Source organism: Bordetella sp. (assembly GCF_057362025.1).
The window spans coordinates 1-14,769 of sequence record NZ_JBMQQZ010000055.1 but is presented as its reverse complement, the minus strand read 5'-3'; the positions used below and the strand labels follow the sequence as shown (position 1 = coordinate 14,769).

Annotated in this window: 14 protein-coding genes and 1 pseudogene; 7 read left to right on the top strand and 8 right to left on the bottom strand. The window is 61.9% G+C overall.

The window, feature by feature from the left end; translation table 11 throughout:
- The first annotated feature begins 13 nt into the window (after window positions 1–13).
- From ACO1P8_RS10880 to ACO1P8_RS10870, 3 genes are all read left to right on the top strand, one after another.
- Window positions 14–970: a LysR family transcriptional regulator gene (locus ACO1P8_RS10880; RefSeq protein WP_486295905.1), complete on the top strand. Its 957-nt coding sequence runs from the start codon at window positions 14–16 to the stop codon at window positions 968–970.
- 165 nt (window positions 971–1,135) lie between these two features.
- Window positions 1,136–2,104 carry a Bug family tripartite tricarboxylate transporter substrate binding protein gene (locus ACO1P8_RS10875; protein ID WP_486295904.1) on the top strand — a complete coding sequence of 323 codons (969 nt, stop codon included), beginning with the start codon at window positions 1,136–1,138 and terminating at the stop codon, window positions 2,102–2,104.
- Window positions 2,105–2,168: 64 nt separating this feature from the next.
- Window positions 2,169–3,071: a dihydrodipicolinate synthase family protein gene (locus ACO1P8_RS10870; RefSeq protein WP_486295903.1), complete on the top strand. Its 903-nt coding sequence runs from the start codon at window positions 2,169–2,171 to the stop codon at window positions 3,069–3,071.
- Between the two features lie 53 nt (window positions 3,072–3,124).
- Here the strand turns inward: ACO1P8_RS10870 and ACO1P8_RS10865 are convergent.
- The 3 genes and pseudogenes from ACO1P8_RS10865 to ACO1P8_RS10855 all read right to left on the bottom strand — a co-directional run.
- Window positions 3,125–3,247 (bottom strand): annotated as a pseudogene (locus ACO1P8_RS10865) (hypothetical protein); the annotation flags it as partial.
- Window positions 3,248–3,357: 110 nt separating this feature from the next.
- Window positions 3,358–4,341, bottom strand: a complete 984-nt coding sequence (locus ACO1P8_RS10860; protein WP_486295902.1) for a tripartite tricarboxylate transporter substrate binding protein — start codon at window positions 4,339–4,341, stop codon at window positions 3,358–3,360.
- An 82-nt stretch (window positions 4,342–4,423) separates the two neighbouring features.
- Entirely contained in the window at window positions 4,424–5,836 is a 1,413-nt protein-coding gene (locus ACO1P8_RS10855) for an FAD-dependent oxidoreductase (protein WP_486295901.1), read from the bottom strand.
- A 226-nt stretch (window positions 5,837–6,062) separates the two neighbouring features.
- On the opposite strand from ACO1P8_RS10855, the gene ACO1P8_RS10850 reads away from it, so the two are divergent.
- Together ACO1P8_RS10850 and ACO1P8_RS10845 are read left to right on the top strand one after the other, a co-directional pair.
- Window positions 6,063–7,025, top strand: a complete 963-nt coding sequence (locus ACO1P8_RS10850) for a Bug family tripartite tricarboxylate transporter substrate binding protein (protein WP_486295900.1) — start codon at window positions 6,063–6,065, stop codon at window positions 7,023–7,025.
- A 68-nt stretch (window positions 7,026–7,093) separates the two neighbouring features.
- Entirely contained in the window at window positions 7,094–7,450 is a 357-nt protein-coding gene (locus ACO1P8_RS10845) for an EthD domain-containing protein (RefSeq protein WP_486295899.1), read from the top strand.
- A 99-nt stretch (window positions 7,451–7,549) separates the two neighbouring features.
- Here the strand turns inward: ACO1P8_RS10845 and ACO1P8_RS10840 are convergent, their stop codons facing one another.
- Window positions 7,550–8,521 carry a tripartite tricarboxylate transporter substrate binding protein gene (locus ACO1P8_RS10840; RefSeq protein WP_486295898.1) on the bottom strand — a complete coding sequence of 324 codons (972 nt, stop codon included), beginning with the start codon at window positions 8,519–8,521 and terminating at the stop codon, window positions 7,550–7,552.
- A gap of 48 nt (window positions 8,522–8,569) precedes the next feature.
- Complete coding sequence (locus ACO1P8_RS10835; RefSeq protein WP_486295897.1) at window positions 8,570–9,295, bottom strand: hypothetical protein; 726 nt, start codon at window positions 9,293–9,295, stop codon at window positions 8,570–8,572.
- 117 nt (window positions 9,296–9,412) lie between these two features.
- On the opposite strand from ACO1P8_RS10835, the gene ACO1P8_RS10830 reads away from it, so the two are divergent.
- A complete protein-coding gene (locus ACO1P8_RS10830; RefSeq protein WP_486295896.1) occupies window positions 9,413–10,255 on the top strand; it encodes an SDR family NAD(P)-dependent oxidoreductase in 843 nt (280 codons plus the stop codon).
- An 89-nt stretch (window positions 10,256–10,344) separates the two neighbouring features.
- On the opposite strand, the gene ACO1P8_RS10825 is transcribed toward ACO1P8_RS10830, so the two are convergent.
- On the bottom strand, window positions 10,345–11,232 hold the full coding sequence (locus ACO1P8_RS10825) for a fumarylacetoacetate hydrolase family protein (RefSeq protein ID WP_486295895.1): 888 nt from the start codon (window positions 11,230–11,232) through the stop codon (window positions 10,345–10,347).
- Between the two features lie 3 nt (window positions 11,233–11,235).
- Window positions 11,236–12,315, bottom strand: coding sequence for a cupin domain-containing protein (locus ACO1P8_RS10820; protein ID WP_486295894.1), 1,080 nt, complete (start codon window positions 12,313–12,315; stop codon window positions 11,236–11,238).
- A gap of 188 nt (window positions 12,316–12,503) precedes the next feature.
- Here ACO1P8_RS10820 and ACO1P8_RS10815 point away from each other — a divergent pair, with 188 nt between their 5' ends.
- The gene (locus tag ACO1P8_RS10815) at window positions 12,504–13,295 is read left to right on the top strand and encodes a FadR/GntR family transcriptional regulator (RefSeq protein WP_486295893.1); all 792 of its coding nucleotides are present in this window, start codon (window positions 12,504–12,506) and stop codon (window positions 13,293–13,295) included.
- Window positions 13,296–13,358: 63 nt separating this feature from the next.
- On the opposite strand, the gene ACO1P8_RS10810 is transcribed toward ACO1P8_RS10815, so the two are convergent.
- On the bottom strand, window positions 13,359–14,769 hold a 1,411-nt coding region (locus tag ACO1P8_RS10810; protein ID WP_486295892.1), incomplete at its 5' end, for an FAD-dependent monooxygenase.

The window sequence follows — 14,769 nt, the reverse complement described above, 5'->3', positions numbered from 1 at the left end:
TAGGAGCGTAGCCATGGACCCCAGCGCATTGAATTTCGTGCGGCGCCTGAAAATCCGCCATTTTTCCGTCCTGATCGCGATCGCCGAGCACGGCTCGGTCACGCGCGCCGCGGACGCCCTGGGCATCTCGCAGTCGGCACTGACCCAGACGCTGGCCGAAGTCGAAGGCATCTTCGGCAGCCCGCTGTTTTCCCGCTCGTCGCGCGGCGTGGTGCCGACCGAACTCGGCGTCATGGCGCTGGCGCGTTCGCGCCGCTTCCTGCAGGACGTGGAGTTCTGGGAACGCGAAGTACAGGCCATGAGCTCCGGATACCGCACTCACCTGAACCTGGGCGTGGTTCCCCACCTGTCCAGCGCCCTGCTCGCGCGCACCGTCCGCACCCTGGTTCAACAGGTCAATCTGAGCCTGACCTTGCACCGTGGCAACACGCGCCAACTGCTGAAACTGCTGCGCGAGCGCAAGGTCGACTGCGTCGTCGGCCGCCTGCCGCCGGACGACGACCTGGTCGGATTGAGCCATCGCCTGCTGTACGAGCAGCGGCCGGCACTGGTGGCCCATCCCGCGCTGGCCCGGCGCCTGCACACGCGCGACGTGCAGCTGAAGGACCTGTCGGAAGCGCGCTGGCTACTGCCTTTACCCGACACCCCTACACGCCAGCGCTTGAACGATGAGTTCCGCAAGCACAAGCTGGTGCCGCCGGCGCCAATCATCGAGACGGAGTCATCCGAGGTCATCGAAGAGATGATCGCCAGCGACGAAGGCATGGTATCCATCGTGCCCGAAGATGTCGCCAACGACTTCCGCGGCCGCGCGCGCGTCGCCACGCTGGACTTGCGGCTTCAATGGATGCTGCCCGCCATCCACCTTATCTCCGAGACGCGGGACCATCCCTTGCCCGCGGAAGAGCACCTGGCGGCCAGCCTCATCAGGCTGCGCAACGAGATGCATGCCGCCGCGGCGCAGCCATAAGCTGCACCTAATCGCGCAATAAAAAAAACAGGTTTCCCCGCGATTGTCACGTTCCTAACATGAAGGCATGCGGTGGGTTTTTCCTGTCGCGGAGTTCGACGCGGCGCGGAAGCGCCATGTGCGGTCCAGTGTCGCGCGAATAGGAATCACACAAGGGGAAATACCATGAGAACAGCCGGATTGAGACGGCTCGTCGGCCTATGGCTGACCGTACTGACACCCGCCCTGGCGCATGCCGCGTGGCCCGAAAGACCCGTCACGCTCATTGTGCCGGCCGCCCCAGGCGGATCGACGGATATCCTGGCCCGCGAACTGGCGGCCGACCTATCGCAGGTCTATGGCCAGTCCTTTCTGGTGGAGAATCGCTCCGGCGCGGGCGGCAACATCGGCACAGGCTACGTAGCGAAAGCCAAACCGGACGGCTACACGCTGCTGATCGGCGCCATGACGAACCACGTCGTCAATCCCACGTTGATCCCCTCGACGCCGTTCAAGGGCGTCGACGACTTCACACCCATCGCATACCTGGCCAATGTGATGACCACCGTGGTGGTCAATCCCACCCTGCCGGTGCACAACATCGAGGAACTGGTGGCCTATGCCAAGAAGCACCCCGGGAAGATCAATTATGCGACCGGCGGAGTCGGAAGCACCAACCATATCGGCGTGCTGCTGCTGGAACGGCTCGCCGGCATCAAGATGACCCATGTACCTTACCGTAGCGGCGCACCGGCGATCCTGTCCACCGTCAGCGGCGAAACTCAACTGGACGTCAGCGCCGGCACGCAGACCCTGCCCCACGTCAGAGCTGGCCGGCTGCGGCTGCTTGCCGTGACCGAAGGCAAGCGCTCGGAACTGTTGCCCGATACCCCTACCGTGGGCGAGACCGTCGCGGGCTACGAAATGACCATCTGGTACGGCGCATTCGGCCCCAAGGGCACGCCGCCCGATATCGTGGCCAGCCTGAATGCCGCCATGAACAAGACCTTCATGAAGCCGGAGATCAAGAAGCGCATGCTCGACATGGGAGTCGTGCCGATCGAAATGACGCCGGACCAGTTTGCCCAGGTGCTGCGACGCGATGATGCCAAGTATTCCAAGCTGATCCGGGATCTTGGCATCACCGTGGAATGAATTGCCTCGGCGGGGACGCGCGGTCGTACCCCGCCCCAAATACCGTGTTCAAAGGAGTAGCTGCATGTCGATACGTTGGAATGGGGTCTTCCCCGCCGTTACCACGAAACTCAAGCCGGACTTCACCCTGGATACTCCCGCGATAGAAAAAGGGCTGGAGCGGCTGATCGAAAACGGCGTCAGCGGCGTCGTGATGATGGGCATGGTGGGCGAGAATGCCCAGCTCTCGCCGGACGAAAAGATCACCGTCCTGAAGACCGCCAAGGACGTGATCGGGAACCGCATCCCCATCATCTCCGGCCTGGCGGAAACCAGTACGGCGCGAGCGACCGACTACGCGCGCGAAGCTGAGCGCATCGGCGTCGACGGATTGATGGTGTTCCCCGCGTTGACCTACAAGTCCGATGCGCGCGAAACGGTCGCGTTCTATAAATCCGTGGCGCAAGCGTCCAGGCTTTCCATCCTGCTGTACAACAACCCGCGCGGCTACGGCGTAGACCTGGTTCCCGACGTGATCGCGGAATTGCTGGCCGAACCGACCATCGAAGCCATCAAGGAAGAGTCGTACGACACGACGCGAGTCACCGACCTGGTTTCGCGCTTCGGCGATCGACTTGCAGTCGTCTGCGGCGTGGACGACCTGATCGTCGAAAGCGTGGCGCTGGGAGCCAAGGCCTGGGTTTCCGGCATGGCCAATGCGCTGCCCAGGCAATCGGTGGAGCTGCTGAAACTGGCGCTGGACAATGACTTCGAGCGCGCGCGCAAGCTCTATGGCGCCTTGATTCCGCTTTTCCATCTGGATACGGTGGTCAAACTGGTCCAGCACATCAAACTGGCGGAGAGCATCGTATCGGGCTCGGCAGAGACGGTAAAGCCGCCAAGGCTCAATCTGGAGGGCGCGGAGCGCGAAAAGACCATCGCGATCATCCGGAAGACGCTCGACGACTTGAAGGCGCTCGGATACTGAGCGCACCGGACCGGCGGGTGTGGCCAGCGCGCACCGTGATGGCTACACCCGACGTCGTCGCCCGCCTTCGCAAGCCCCATCCTTATGGGCCCTTTGCAGCGGATGTCTTCGAGCCGGTCGAGGATAGCGGCATTGCCGTTGACGTCTTCCTGCAATTCGGTACCAGCCAGGCCCAGCGCGGTTGCTTAGACAAAGACTGTAGGGTTCCCGGCATTGATAAGGGTGGCTTTCGTCTCGCGCTGGGTCAATCGGGTCTAGCGGTCTATCGGTTCGGGTCCTGGCGTCGCTATTCGATCGACAGGTGCAGGGCGCGTACGGTCGCCAGATAGTTATCGCGCTCGGTCTTGATCAACGCCTCCAGGGCAGCAGGCGAGTTATCCCGCTTGGGCACGTCGCTGCCAAGCGTGACTGCCCGCTTCGCGAACTCCGGGTCGGCGACAATTTCTCTGATCGTCTTGTTAAGCAAGTCCACGACGGGCGCCGGGAGGTTCTTAGGTCCGAGAAGCGCGTACCAGGCGCTCACGTCTACCCCTTTCACGCCTTGCTCTTCCATTGTGGGAACAGAGGGGAAGGTCGGCGACCGCTCCTTGCTCATTACCGCCAGCGGTCTCAGCCGGCCGTCATGGATGGGACCTTGCCCATCGATCCCGCTGATCAGCGCCCATTGGACATCGTTCGTCATCAACGCCTGCAGAGTCTCGGACGTTCCCTTGTAAGGGACATGCATGAACTTCGTGCCGGCCTTGATGTTGATCATCTCGGCCGCTACGTGCGAAATCGCCCCTATGCCCGAGGAACCGAACGCCGGTGCCTCCTTCGCATCGCCCTTGCCTTTTGCCAGCAGCTCCCCGAGTGTCTTGTAGGGCGAGGAAGACTGCACCACCAGCAACAGCGGGCTCTCCAGCAACATCCCGATCGGTTGCAGATCCTCCGCGGAATACTTGACACGTTTGTTGACAGAGGGGATCAGCGTAACGGCGCCGGACACCGTCAGCACCACCGTATAGCCGTCCGGCTCGGAGCGGATCACTTTCTGGACGCCGATCGTCCCCCCTGCTCCGGATAGGTTCTCGACGATAACCGGCTGGCCGAGCTTTTCCGACATGCTTTTCGCAAGCATGCGGCCGATGAGGTCCGTCGAACCGCCAGGCGGAAACGGGATGACCATCCGGATAGGTTTATCCGGGTACGCCGCGCTGGCCGCTGCGCTCGCGAAACCGACGGCCACGATGATCAAAACCCGCTTCAGCCATTTGAGGTAAGTGTTCATTTATAGTCTCCTTGCTCCAGTTTTCCATCTTCTATTTGCATGGCACCCGCCAGGCGCCCGGTGCCATTCGCGCCTGATTCTTCTACCTGGTTAACGATGCATCGCCCACGCGGCCCACGGCGTGCTGGGCGGCAAGTCGCCCGAAGATGCAACCCTTGGCCAGGGACGAACCGCTCATATAGGTCTCCCCGTGGAACCCGCCCATGACCTCTCCCGCCGCGTACAGGCCTGCAATGGGGTGTCCGAACACGTTGAGCACCCGGGCGTCGGTATCCACCAGCAAACCGCAGTACGTGGACGTCAACCCCGTCGTGCAGGCGTAGCCGAGGAACGGCCCTTGATCGATGCGGGTGGGGCGCCCATAACCCGTGCTGAGGGACGTCCGTCCAAACTCATCCGGGCGGTTCCCGTCGCATGCCTCGTTGTAGCTCCGGACGGTTTCGCTCAGAGCAAAGGGATCGATATCCAGAGCGCGGGCCAGTGCGTCGATCGATGGAGCCTCCACGAAGAGTCCCGCGCGGTGCGCCGCCTTGAAGTTCGCCACCGTCGGCAGTTCGGAAGACTGGTCCATGACTTGCTGGTCGAAAATCTGGAACCCTCGCGCATGCTCCTGCCGGAGGCAGAGCTCGCCGATCTCTTTGTAGGAGATGGACTCGTCGCAAAACCTCTTGCCTGCCTGGTTGACCACGATCGCGCCCCTGTACATCGCCGAGATCAGGCGCGGTGCCCGTTCTTCGTCTACTTCCTTCTGCTTCCCGTACCATGCGGGCGCACCGAAAGTTCCCTTCACGTAGCCCATGTCGACAAGGTCGGCGCCGAGCGCCCAGGCCATGCGCAGGCCGTCACCCGTATTGCCGTATCCCCCCATGGGACGAGCGGACCTGAGATGCGGAGCGAAACGTTCGACCATATCCGCGGAACGCGAGAAGCCGCCCGTCGCGATGACCACACCGCGGCCAGCCAGGACTCGTGCATCGTCGATCAATTCGACGCCAACCACAGCGTCACACCCTTCCTGGTCCTTGATGAGGCTGCGCACGTGCGCCATCGGCCGGTATCCCACACCCGCCGCGAGCACGGCGTCATGCAAGGTATCCAGCACCAACACGGGATCGATGCTGTGATTGCGAGGCACCGATTGCGCGCCGCTTAGCGACACCTTCTCGAAGACCAGGCCCAGCCCGCGCAGCCACTGGTAGGCGTCGAGCTGCCTGGCCGCGTACGTTTCGATCAGGCTGCGATCATTGCGGTGCTTCCCGGCCTTCAAGAGATCCTCGGCGAGTCTTTCCGGAGAATCCTCGATACCGTTTCGATGCTGCACATCCGTGCCGGCGAACGCGAACGCCCCGCCACACATGCGCGTGCTACCTCCGAAAGTGCCGGTCTTTTCCAGTAGCACGACCCTGGCGCCTAACCGCGCTGCCTCCAGGGCAGCGCAGTGGCCAGCCATACCCGCACCGATCACGATCAGGTCATACGTTGCCGCCTCATCCATCTCCCTGGTCTCCTCTCAATCACCCTTTTCCGGCGGCGTCGGATCGGTCTGTCGGCGGTGCGCCGGCGCCAGGCACGCCAACCGGTGTCTGCGCACCGCCACTAGCGTGCGTCCAGTTTGTCGTCCGCCACGCGGAATCTCCCCGGCGGGACTTTCACCGTTGCCGTTCGCGCTTGGCTATTATATAGTCATATGGTCCGACCATAATACTATATCAGGAGACATCATGATTCGGCATATAGGCATCGGCGTCGCGCTGGCGGCCACGTGTGCCTGCGCGGGCGCGCAGGAATATCCCACCCACCCCGTAACGATCATCGTCCCCTTTGCGGCCGGAGGAGGTACGGATCAATCCGCCCGCCTTGCCGCGCAATTACTGACGAAGTCACTGCACCAGACCTTCGTCGTCGAGAACAAGGCGGGCGCGGGCGGGATGGTCGGCCTGGGTCAATTGGCCAGGGCCAAACCCGATGGATATACCCTCGGCTGGGCCGGCAATAGCCCTCTTACCATCGCGCCCTATTTACAGGGCAAACCTCCGTACGATCCCGCCACGGCGTTCACGCCGGTCAGCCTCGCGGGATTGTCTTCATCCACGCTGCTGGCGCGTCCAGGACTGGACGTGCGCACCTTGCAGGCACTGGTCGCGAAGGCGAAGGCCCAACCGGGCTCCGTGTCATTCGGCACCAGCGGTATCGGCACATCGACTCATTTGCTGGCGGAGCTTCTGAAGTCAGAGACCCAGACCGATTTGCTCCATGTGCCGTACAAGAGCGATGCCGAATGCATTTCGGCCCTATTGGGCGGCCAGGTCGACATTGCGTGGGTCTCGTCACAGATCGCCATTCCGCAGGTGAGCGCCGGAAAGCTTGTTGGGATCGTGGTGTCGGGTGACGTCCGCGAACCCACCATGCCTGAAGTGCCCACCGTGAAAGAGGCAGGGGTGCCGAATATGCAAGTGCCGATTTTTTTCGGCCTGGTCGGTCCGGCCAACCTGCCGCAAGCCGTCGTGGAGAAGCTGGCCGGCGCCATGGCCACCGTCGCGCGCGATAGCGAATACCAGAAGTCATTGTCCTCGATGGGAATCCACGCGGCCAGCTCGTCTCCCGAGCAGTTTTCAGAACTCCTCGAAAGCCATCGCAGCCGGTGGTCGACCTTGATCAAACAACTGAATATCCGCAGCCAATAGAACCAGCCCCCCCAAGTCGATGCGGGCGGAAGGCGGCCGCATTGCACGCAACCGAAATGGAGATACCCATGATCAAACATATCAGCCTGATCAACCGTCACGAAGGTGAGTCCGTCGCGGATTTCCGAGCGTATTGGCTCAATGTGCACTCGCAGCTCGTCAAAGGCACGCTGCCCGGCCTGCGCAAGTATGTCGCCAATTTCCCGGTCGACGTCTCGGAGTCCGAACCGCTCGCCAGCGGACGTCACTTGTCTTGCGATGCGATCGTCGAGTTGCACTTCGACAGCCTGGAAGCGCTCAAGGCCGCGATCCGATCGGAGGGTTGGCAAAGCGAGAAGCGCAAAGCAAGCAGCGCACGGCTGATGCAACTCTCTTTGAATCAGTACATGATCGCGGAAGAAGTACCAATAGCGCTGGACGATTGATGAAAAAGGGCGGCTCGCGTTATGTCGCGACCCGCCGCGCGATACTGCCGGAGTGTCTCATCCCCGGACGAAGGCGATGGCCGCCCCTACCGCATGGGCTTATTGGCCCAGGTTCAAAACCTTCACCGTCTTCTCGTACGTCGCCCGCTCTTCGCCAAGGAAGGCCTTGACGCGGCCGATATCGGCGTCGTCCGGTTTGACGTCTGCGCCGAACTCCTTCATGCGGTTGACGAACGCCGGGTCTGCCATCACCGCCTTGACCGCTCGATTCAATATATCCCGATGCTGAGCAGGGATATCGCGCGGTGCGAACACACCAAACCAGGCCGAGATGTCGAAACCTGCGATGCCTTGCTCCTGCATGGTAGGGATGGAAGGAAAGTTGGGCGACCTCTCCAGACTTAGCGTGGCAAGCGGCCGCAATCTTCCGTCCGCGATGGGACCCTTGCCATCGATGCCGGCAATCGTGTACCACTGCACATCGCCGGCAGCCATCGCGATCAGGATGTCCGGCGTGCCTTTGTAGGGAATGTGCTGGAACTGAGTACCCGCCCGCAGGTTGACCGTTTCGCTGGCGACATGCGTGACCGACCCGATACCGGGTGACGCGAAGTTGTCTTTCTTCGTATTCTTTCCGGCAGCGACGAGATCGTTCAAGCTCTTCCAGGGAGAGCTCGATGGCACTACCAGCAGCAGCGGTGTGTGCGCCACGATACCGATGGGCTCCAGGTCTTCCATCTTGTAGCGGACCGCCTTGTTCACCAGGGGTATGAGCGTGACCGGGCCGGACACGGTAAACAACAACGTGTATCCCTCCGGATTGGCCCTAACGACGTTTTGCACGCCGAGCGCACCCGCCGCGCCGGCCAGGTTCTCGACGATGACTGGCTGGCCAAGCCGATCGCTCATGCCTTTGGCGACCATCCTGCCCAAGGTATCCGTCGACCCGCCAGGCGGAAACGGGATGATGAATCGAATGGGTTTATCCGGGAATGCGGCATGTGCGGCACCCGCCACGCAGGCGGCTGCCGCGAACGTCGCCAAGGCGGCGAACAACTTGCGGAATTTCATGTGTGTCTCCCAACAGGATCTTCTAATGGAGGCGCCTTGCAGGGCCCGTTACCGTGGAACGCCGACGGTGGCCGAGCGAACCATTTCCTCGTGGCTAAGTACGTGGGATAACGCGTAGAAATCAAAAGTCACCCCTGGCCGCGCACCGTGCGACGCAAGGCTTGTTTCTCCCAGGATGCCGCGCTTCAGATCGCGCAGCGCGTTCTCGTCCCACCCTTCTATAAGCAGGATCCAATCGGATTCGACGGAACCCGCGCCACGGGCGCAAATGCGCTCTTCTTCGGTCATGGGCCTTTCAATCGATCTGTCGCGGACGAGAAAATGCGCGCCGACACGGGATTCGCTGGACGCGAACTCGCCGGAGACCGTCTGAAGCAACCACGCCTTCAGTTCGTCTTCGCGCCCCGCCTGAGGGGAGAAGCGCACCGTCATAGCGCGCGACCCGGTTCCCAAACCCGCGCTGGCCACCACTTCGCAGAGCGTCCGGCTCGCGTAGTCGGCCAGCGGGCGGAACTTCTGTGTCCAGGGCGTCGGGTTGTTCAATTTGTCGATGTATTCGCCTTGGACCGTCACGGATTTGTCCGCGACTTCGTACAGCGCGAAAGCGGAGGGCGATGCTGCATCGAGGGCATTCAGGCGCCGGCCGCGCAGGAAACCCTTGGTGCTTACGCGCTCCAGCAGATGTTCGTATGAATGAAACCTGCAGTGCTCCTCGCGGTATTCGGGCGGGTAATTGCTATAGATCACAACGGCTGTCTTTCCGAGCAGGGCCAATTTCCTTCTCCTTGGTTATATACATGCGGTCCGCCGGAACCGTACGAACTCGCTTTTTCTCAATAGTAATGTATTATGGTCCGACCATACAATCGCATTCGAGAATGGAGCGGGAACATGCAACTTGATCATGTAAGCGCGATCGTGACAGGCGCGGCTGGCGGAATCGGGCGCGAAATCGTGCGCGCCTTGCTGGAAGGTGGCGCCAAGGTCCTGGCAACCGATATCGATGGCGCCCGACTCGATGGTTTGCAGGACGCGCTGCCGAGCGTTCGCGACGCGAGCCTGAAGCTGCTTCGCCAGGATCTCAGCGATCCGAATGCGCCACTCCGCTTGCTGGAGGCCGCGGAACAGGCTTTCGGCCGCGTTAATGTACTTGTCAACAGCGCCGGCCTCGGGCGCGCCATATACACCAGGGACCTGCTGAAGAATCCCCCACCGGTTTGGGATATCGATTTTTCCGCGTGGCAAAGCATGTTCGACGCCAATACGATGAGCCCCATCCGGCTGACAAATGCCGCAGTCCGCCGCTTTCGGGCCGGCGGATGGGGCCGGGTAGTTACCATTACCACCAGCCTGGACCATATGCTGGCCAATGGCTCGGGCCCATACGGCCCGTCGAAGGCCGCACTGGAGGCATACACGTCAATTCTCGCACGCGAATTGAACGGCTCCGGAGTCACGGCAAACGTGCTTGTCCCCGGAGGGACGGTGGATACCCCCATGGTGCCGGACCTTCCGAACCTCGCGCGCGAGGCGCTTCTACCTGCCGATGTCATGACGCCGCCTCTTTGTTGGCTGCTGTCCAGGGCGGCGGACGCCGTGACCTGCAGGCGCATCCGGGCAAATCTTTGGGATACCGCCAAGCCGCCGGAAAAGGCTTATGAATCGGCCTCCGCTCATGCCGGCTGGTGGGATCTGGCGGCGGGGCAACAGCGGCGCCTGGGGATACCGTCATAGCGGCGTGGGACTTTATCCGGGATCGCGGGCCGGCTTCATGCGTCTCTCGGCGCGCCCGGCGTAAAGAGACGCTTGAAACCTCCCTCGAATCAATAAGGACGCGGCGCGGCGACTGCACGCTCCCGCACGTTCACCGTCATTTCCCCGACCCCGGCGATCGCGATCCGTACCGTATCGCCATGAGACATCGGCCCCACGCCTTCCGGCGTACCCGTCGCGATCACGTCTCCGGGACGCAGGGTCAGCACCGACGAGATCATTTCGATCAGTTCGGCCACGCCTACGATCAAATCCGAGGTGTTCGCGTCCTGCCGCAGATCGTCATTGACCCAAAGGCGATTTTGCAGCTTTCCCGAATCGGGAATCTCATCGGCCGTGACAAGGTAGGGACCGAGTGGCGTGAAAGTGTCGAAGGACTTGCGCATCGTGCGCTCTTCTTCGCCCGACCCCTTCTCGATGCGCATCGTCCCGTCTATAAGGCAGGCATATCCGAAGATGTACTCGAACGCGTTGGCCCGGGGGACATCCCGCGCCGTCTTGCCTATGATGACCGCAAGCTCGGACTCATGATCGAAGCGCCTGCTGGAGCCTTTCGGCAGCCAGAGCGTACCGCCCGCCCCCACCACGCTGGCTGGCGCCTTCAGGAAGAATCCCTGTTCCCTCGCGCTTCGCCCCCCTGTCGTAACGGAGCGGTCGCCCAACTCCCCGATGTGCTTACGGTAATTGGCGGGCGCCGCAAAAATATGCGGCGGCGCGGGATTGGCGGCCAGGAGCGTCACATCGCCAAGACGATGCATGGGAGCGCCGGCTACGGCTTTGTCGAGTAACGGCTTGCACCGGGCCCAGTTCGCGATGAGCCAGTTGATGCGCTGTTGCGGTAACTCGCCGAGAAACTCCGGCAATGCGGCAGTGACGTCCGCGATGCCATCGTCGGTGACGACGCCGACCTGGAAATCGTTGAAAGAGGCGATCTTCATTGTTCAGTTGCTCTTCGATACGGAAACGGGTTCATCGGCGGTCTCCTCGCGGTAGTAGCCCAATGTCTGCATCACCGGAAAGTCATTGACCTGGAAAAGCAGCGCATCGCGGCTGCCGTCGTTCGCGTGCGAGTGCCACGTCCACGGCCTGACGGTCAGAAAGTCGCCTGCTTGCCAGTCGTACGCCACGCCGTCCACGACCGTCCTGCCGGCGCCCTCGACGACGTAGTAAAGCTTGCTTCCCGTATGCCGGCGGGCCACGCCGCGGAAACCGGCGCGCAGCCGTTGCAGTCGCATGTCCATGGTCTGCATGGCAGGCCCTCCGGTGACGGGATTGCGATATTCCTGGATCAGATCATCGACCGGATCGCTGCCCAGAGCCGCGATTCTTTCCAGCGATTCGAGCGCCATCGCCCGCGGGTAGACCAACAAGGGATTCGCCGCCGTACCCGTGGCATCCACGCCCGGAGGCATCATCAAGGCATTTCCGAACAAGCGTTCGGACCGGTCAGGCACGGGCAAAACAGCCTGCTGCTCCGAAACATGCGGCTCGAAGAAGCTGGCGTGGAGCATCTGCATTACTGCAACGTCCAGAATGTCCAGCCAAATCATGGGCCGGTCGCCATGGTATTCATGGTCGTGCCAGCACATCGAAGGAGTGAGAACCAGATCACCCTCGTTCATCGCATATCGTTCGCCATCGACGGTGGTCGTGGCGCCGCCACCTTGCATGATGAACCGAAAAGCATTCGCGGTGTGCCGGTGCGCGGCGGCGATTTCACCAGGGAGGATCACCTGGATGGACGCCCAGAAAGTGTGCGTCGTGCCATAGGGCAGCCCGGGGTTCGCCAGCCGCAATGTACGACGTTGACCGCCCGATCCTATATCGAGCTCCAAGCCAAGGCGTTCGAGCAGCGGTTTCAAGTCAGCCCACCGCCAATGAACGGTCTGGGTGGTCGATTTCGGCTCGCGGGTGAATACGGGGGGATCGTCCGGCTGGTGCACCCGGCAATTAAACCTTGCCAGCTCTGCCTTTAGGTTCTGACGCGCGAGCGCGTCCTGCATCGTTGACTCTTCGCTCATTCCATCGCTCCATCCTGGGCCGGCCGGTTCCGTCCAGCGCTGCGCACCAGCCTATCGATCCTGTTCTGCCGATACGCCATAATACATCATATGGTCTGACCTTATGATTGGTATAATCTCCGATGGCTGCGGGTCGCAGCTTATGCTACTAGTGGCAGACTATCGGAATCGCATTGGAAACATCGACGATGACTAAAGCAATGAAGGCGGCGCGTGGCGCGCCTGCGGTGGCGGATGAGGCAAACGGTCCCTCGTTTGCGCCCATAAAAACCAAGCGCGCCTTCGAACAGGTCTGCGACCAGATCCGCCGCGAGATCGCCATGGGCAGGCTGAAGCCGGGAGACCGCCTGCCACCGGAGCGCGAGTTCGGCGAGCAACTCGGCGTCAGCCGTACCGCCGTGCGCGAAGCCTTGCGCAGCCTGGAAAACGCGGGGCTGGTGTATTGCCAGCAGGGCATGGGCGGCGGCGCATTCATATGCCAGCGAGACTCCGGCATCGTGACCCAGGCGGTCAGCGATATGGTGATGCTGGGCCAGGTGCCTTGGGACGATGTGACCGAAGCGCGGATTATGCTGACGGAACAAGCAATCCGGCTCGCTTGCGAGCGAGGGACAGAGGAAGACTTTCTCGCGCTGGAGCACGATATCGATCACATCGAAGAGCTGACCGCACGGGGAGATTTCAGCCGGCGCACCACCTACATCACTGAGTTCTATCGGTTGCTGGCGTTGGCCACGCATAACCTCGTACTGCTGATGCTGCTGGAATCCCTGTCCGAACTCAGCCGCGCGCTCCTGGCAAAGGTCGATCCCGTGCCCAAGAGCGACGTCATCGCCGTGCGGAGAACGGTGGTCAAGCATCTGCGCGCACGCAATGCGGACGCGGCCGTCGGCGTGATGGGAGCGCACCTGCGGCGGCTGGATCAGTATCTACGCAGCGAATCGAAGAAGGAATCTCAGCGGCGCGCGCGTGCGCGGTAGATAACCCGGTTCAGGAAGTCCGCCGATTCATCAGACGTTCCCGAACTCTGGGTCGTTAGTTGTCTACCTCCCGGCCACGGCCCGCATCAGCCCGACGGCATCCGCGACCGGCGCATCAGATCGCCAGGCGACATGGCCGTCGGGCCGCACCAGCACCAGGGGTTTTTGATAGGCCGTCTGGACCCCAGCATCCTTCATCGTGTGCACGGTAAGTGGTACGCCCTCATTTTTCGCCACCTCGGCCATTCGAGAGGCCTCACCGAGATGCGTCTCGGACGCCATCAGCACGAATCTCTTGCCGAACAAATCCAGCGTCGAGACGCCTCGCGCAAGCCACACGTGCGGGGCCCTGCAGCCTGGCCGGGTTGTAGGTTGATAGTTCACCGCGTCAAGGAACTCCTGTGTCACCTGTTCCTGGCTCTCCGGCTCGCTATAGACGATGACCGGCGAGTGCATGTAGCGGTTGCCCAGATGCATGTTCTTGGAGAACCACTCCTTGCGCAGGCCATCGCCCAGCGCCTTGCCGACGGCCGCCCGCGCCTCGTCGCCTTCGGGCCCCTCCGCGAATATCTTCACGGTATGCGGCACTTTCTGCATGACTTCCAGGTTGCTGGTGGAGAACCGCGTTATCCGATGCGCCACGGGCCGGCGCTCGACCTCGTAGGATTCGAGTAGCGATTCGCCGCCCCAGCCTTCGAGGCAGCCAGCCAGTTTCCAGGACAGGTCCACCGCATCGCCGATTCCGGTATTCATACCCAGGCCGCCGGTCGGCGATGTCAGGTGGCAAGCATCTCCGCAAATGAAGACACGACCTCGGCGATAGCTGTCGGCGACCTGTTCGATACGGGTCCAGCGCAGGATACTCAACACTTCCAGGTCGAACGGCTTGCCCACGGCCCGGTAGGCAAACTGCTTGAGCTGCTCTTCCGTATAGTTGTGCCGCTCCGTGGCGTTGCCGATGATGGACATCCGCCACTGGTCATTCCCGTTGATGGCGACGATAGTCGCCCAGACGCCGGATTCCCCCACGAACATATAGCGGTAGCCCGGCGTTTTGTCATGAAGGCCGTTGAAGTCCCGGCATCGGAAAATGACGTTGGTCGTATGGGTCAGGACACCCTTGCCTTGCATGCCTATGCCCAATTGCTCGCGCACGGTGCTGCGCCCCCCATCGCATCCCACCAGGAATTTCGAACGGTATTCGCGGATCTGGCCGGTTTCCAGATTCTGAACCTCGGAAACCACTCCGTCCGCGTCCTGCCGAAAGGAAAGCAGGCGGTGCCCATAGTGCAGCGCGACCCCGGGCTGTGACGCGGCGAAGCGCTGCAGGATAGGGTCGAACATATTCTGAGGACACCGTTCCCGCTTCTGCGGGCTTTCCGGCGGTGGCTGGTCATCGGCCATCGCCGGCATGGGCTGCCTGCCCAGTTCGTAACCGTTCAGGGTTGTGAGATAGACATTGTCCTGAGGGTAG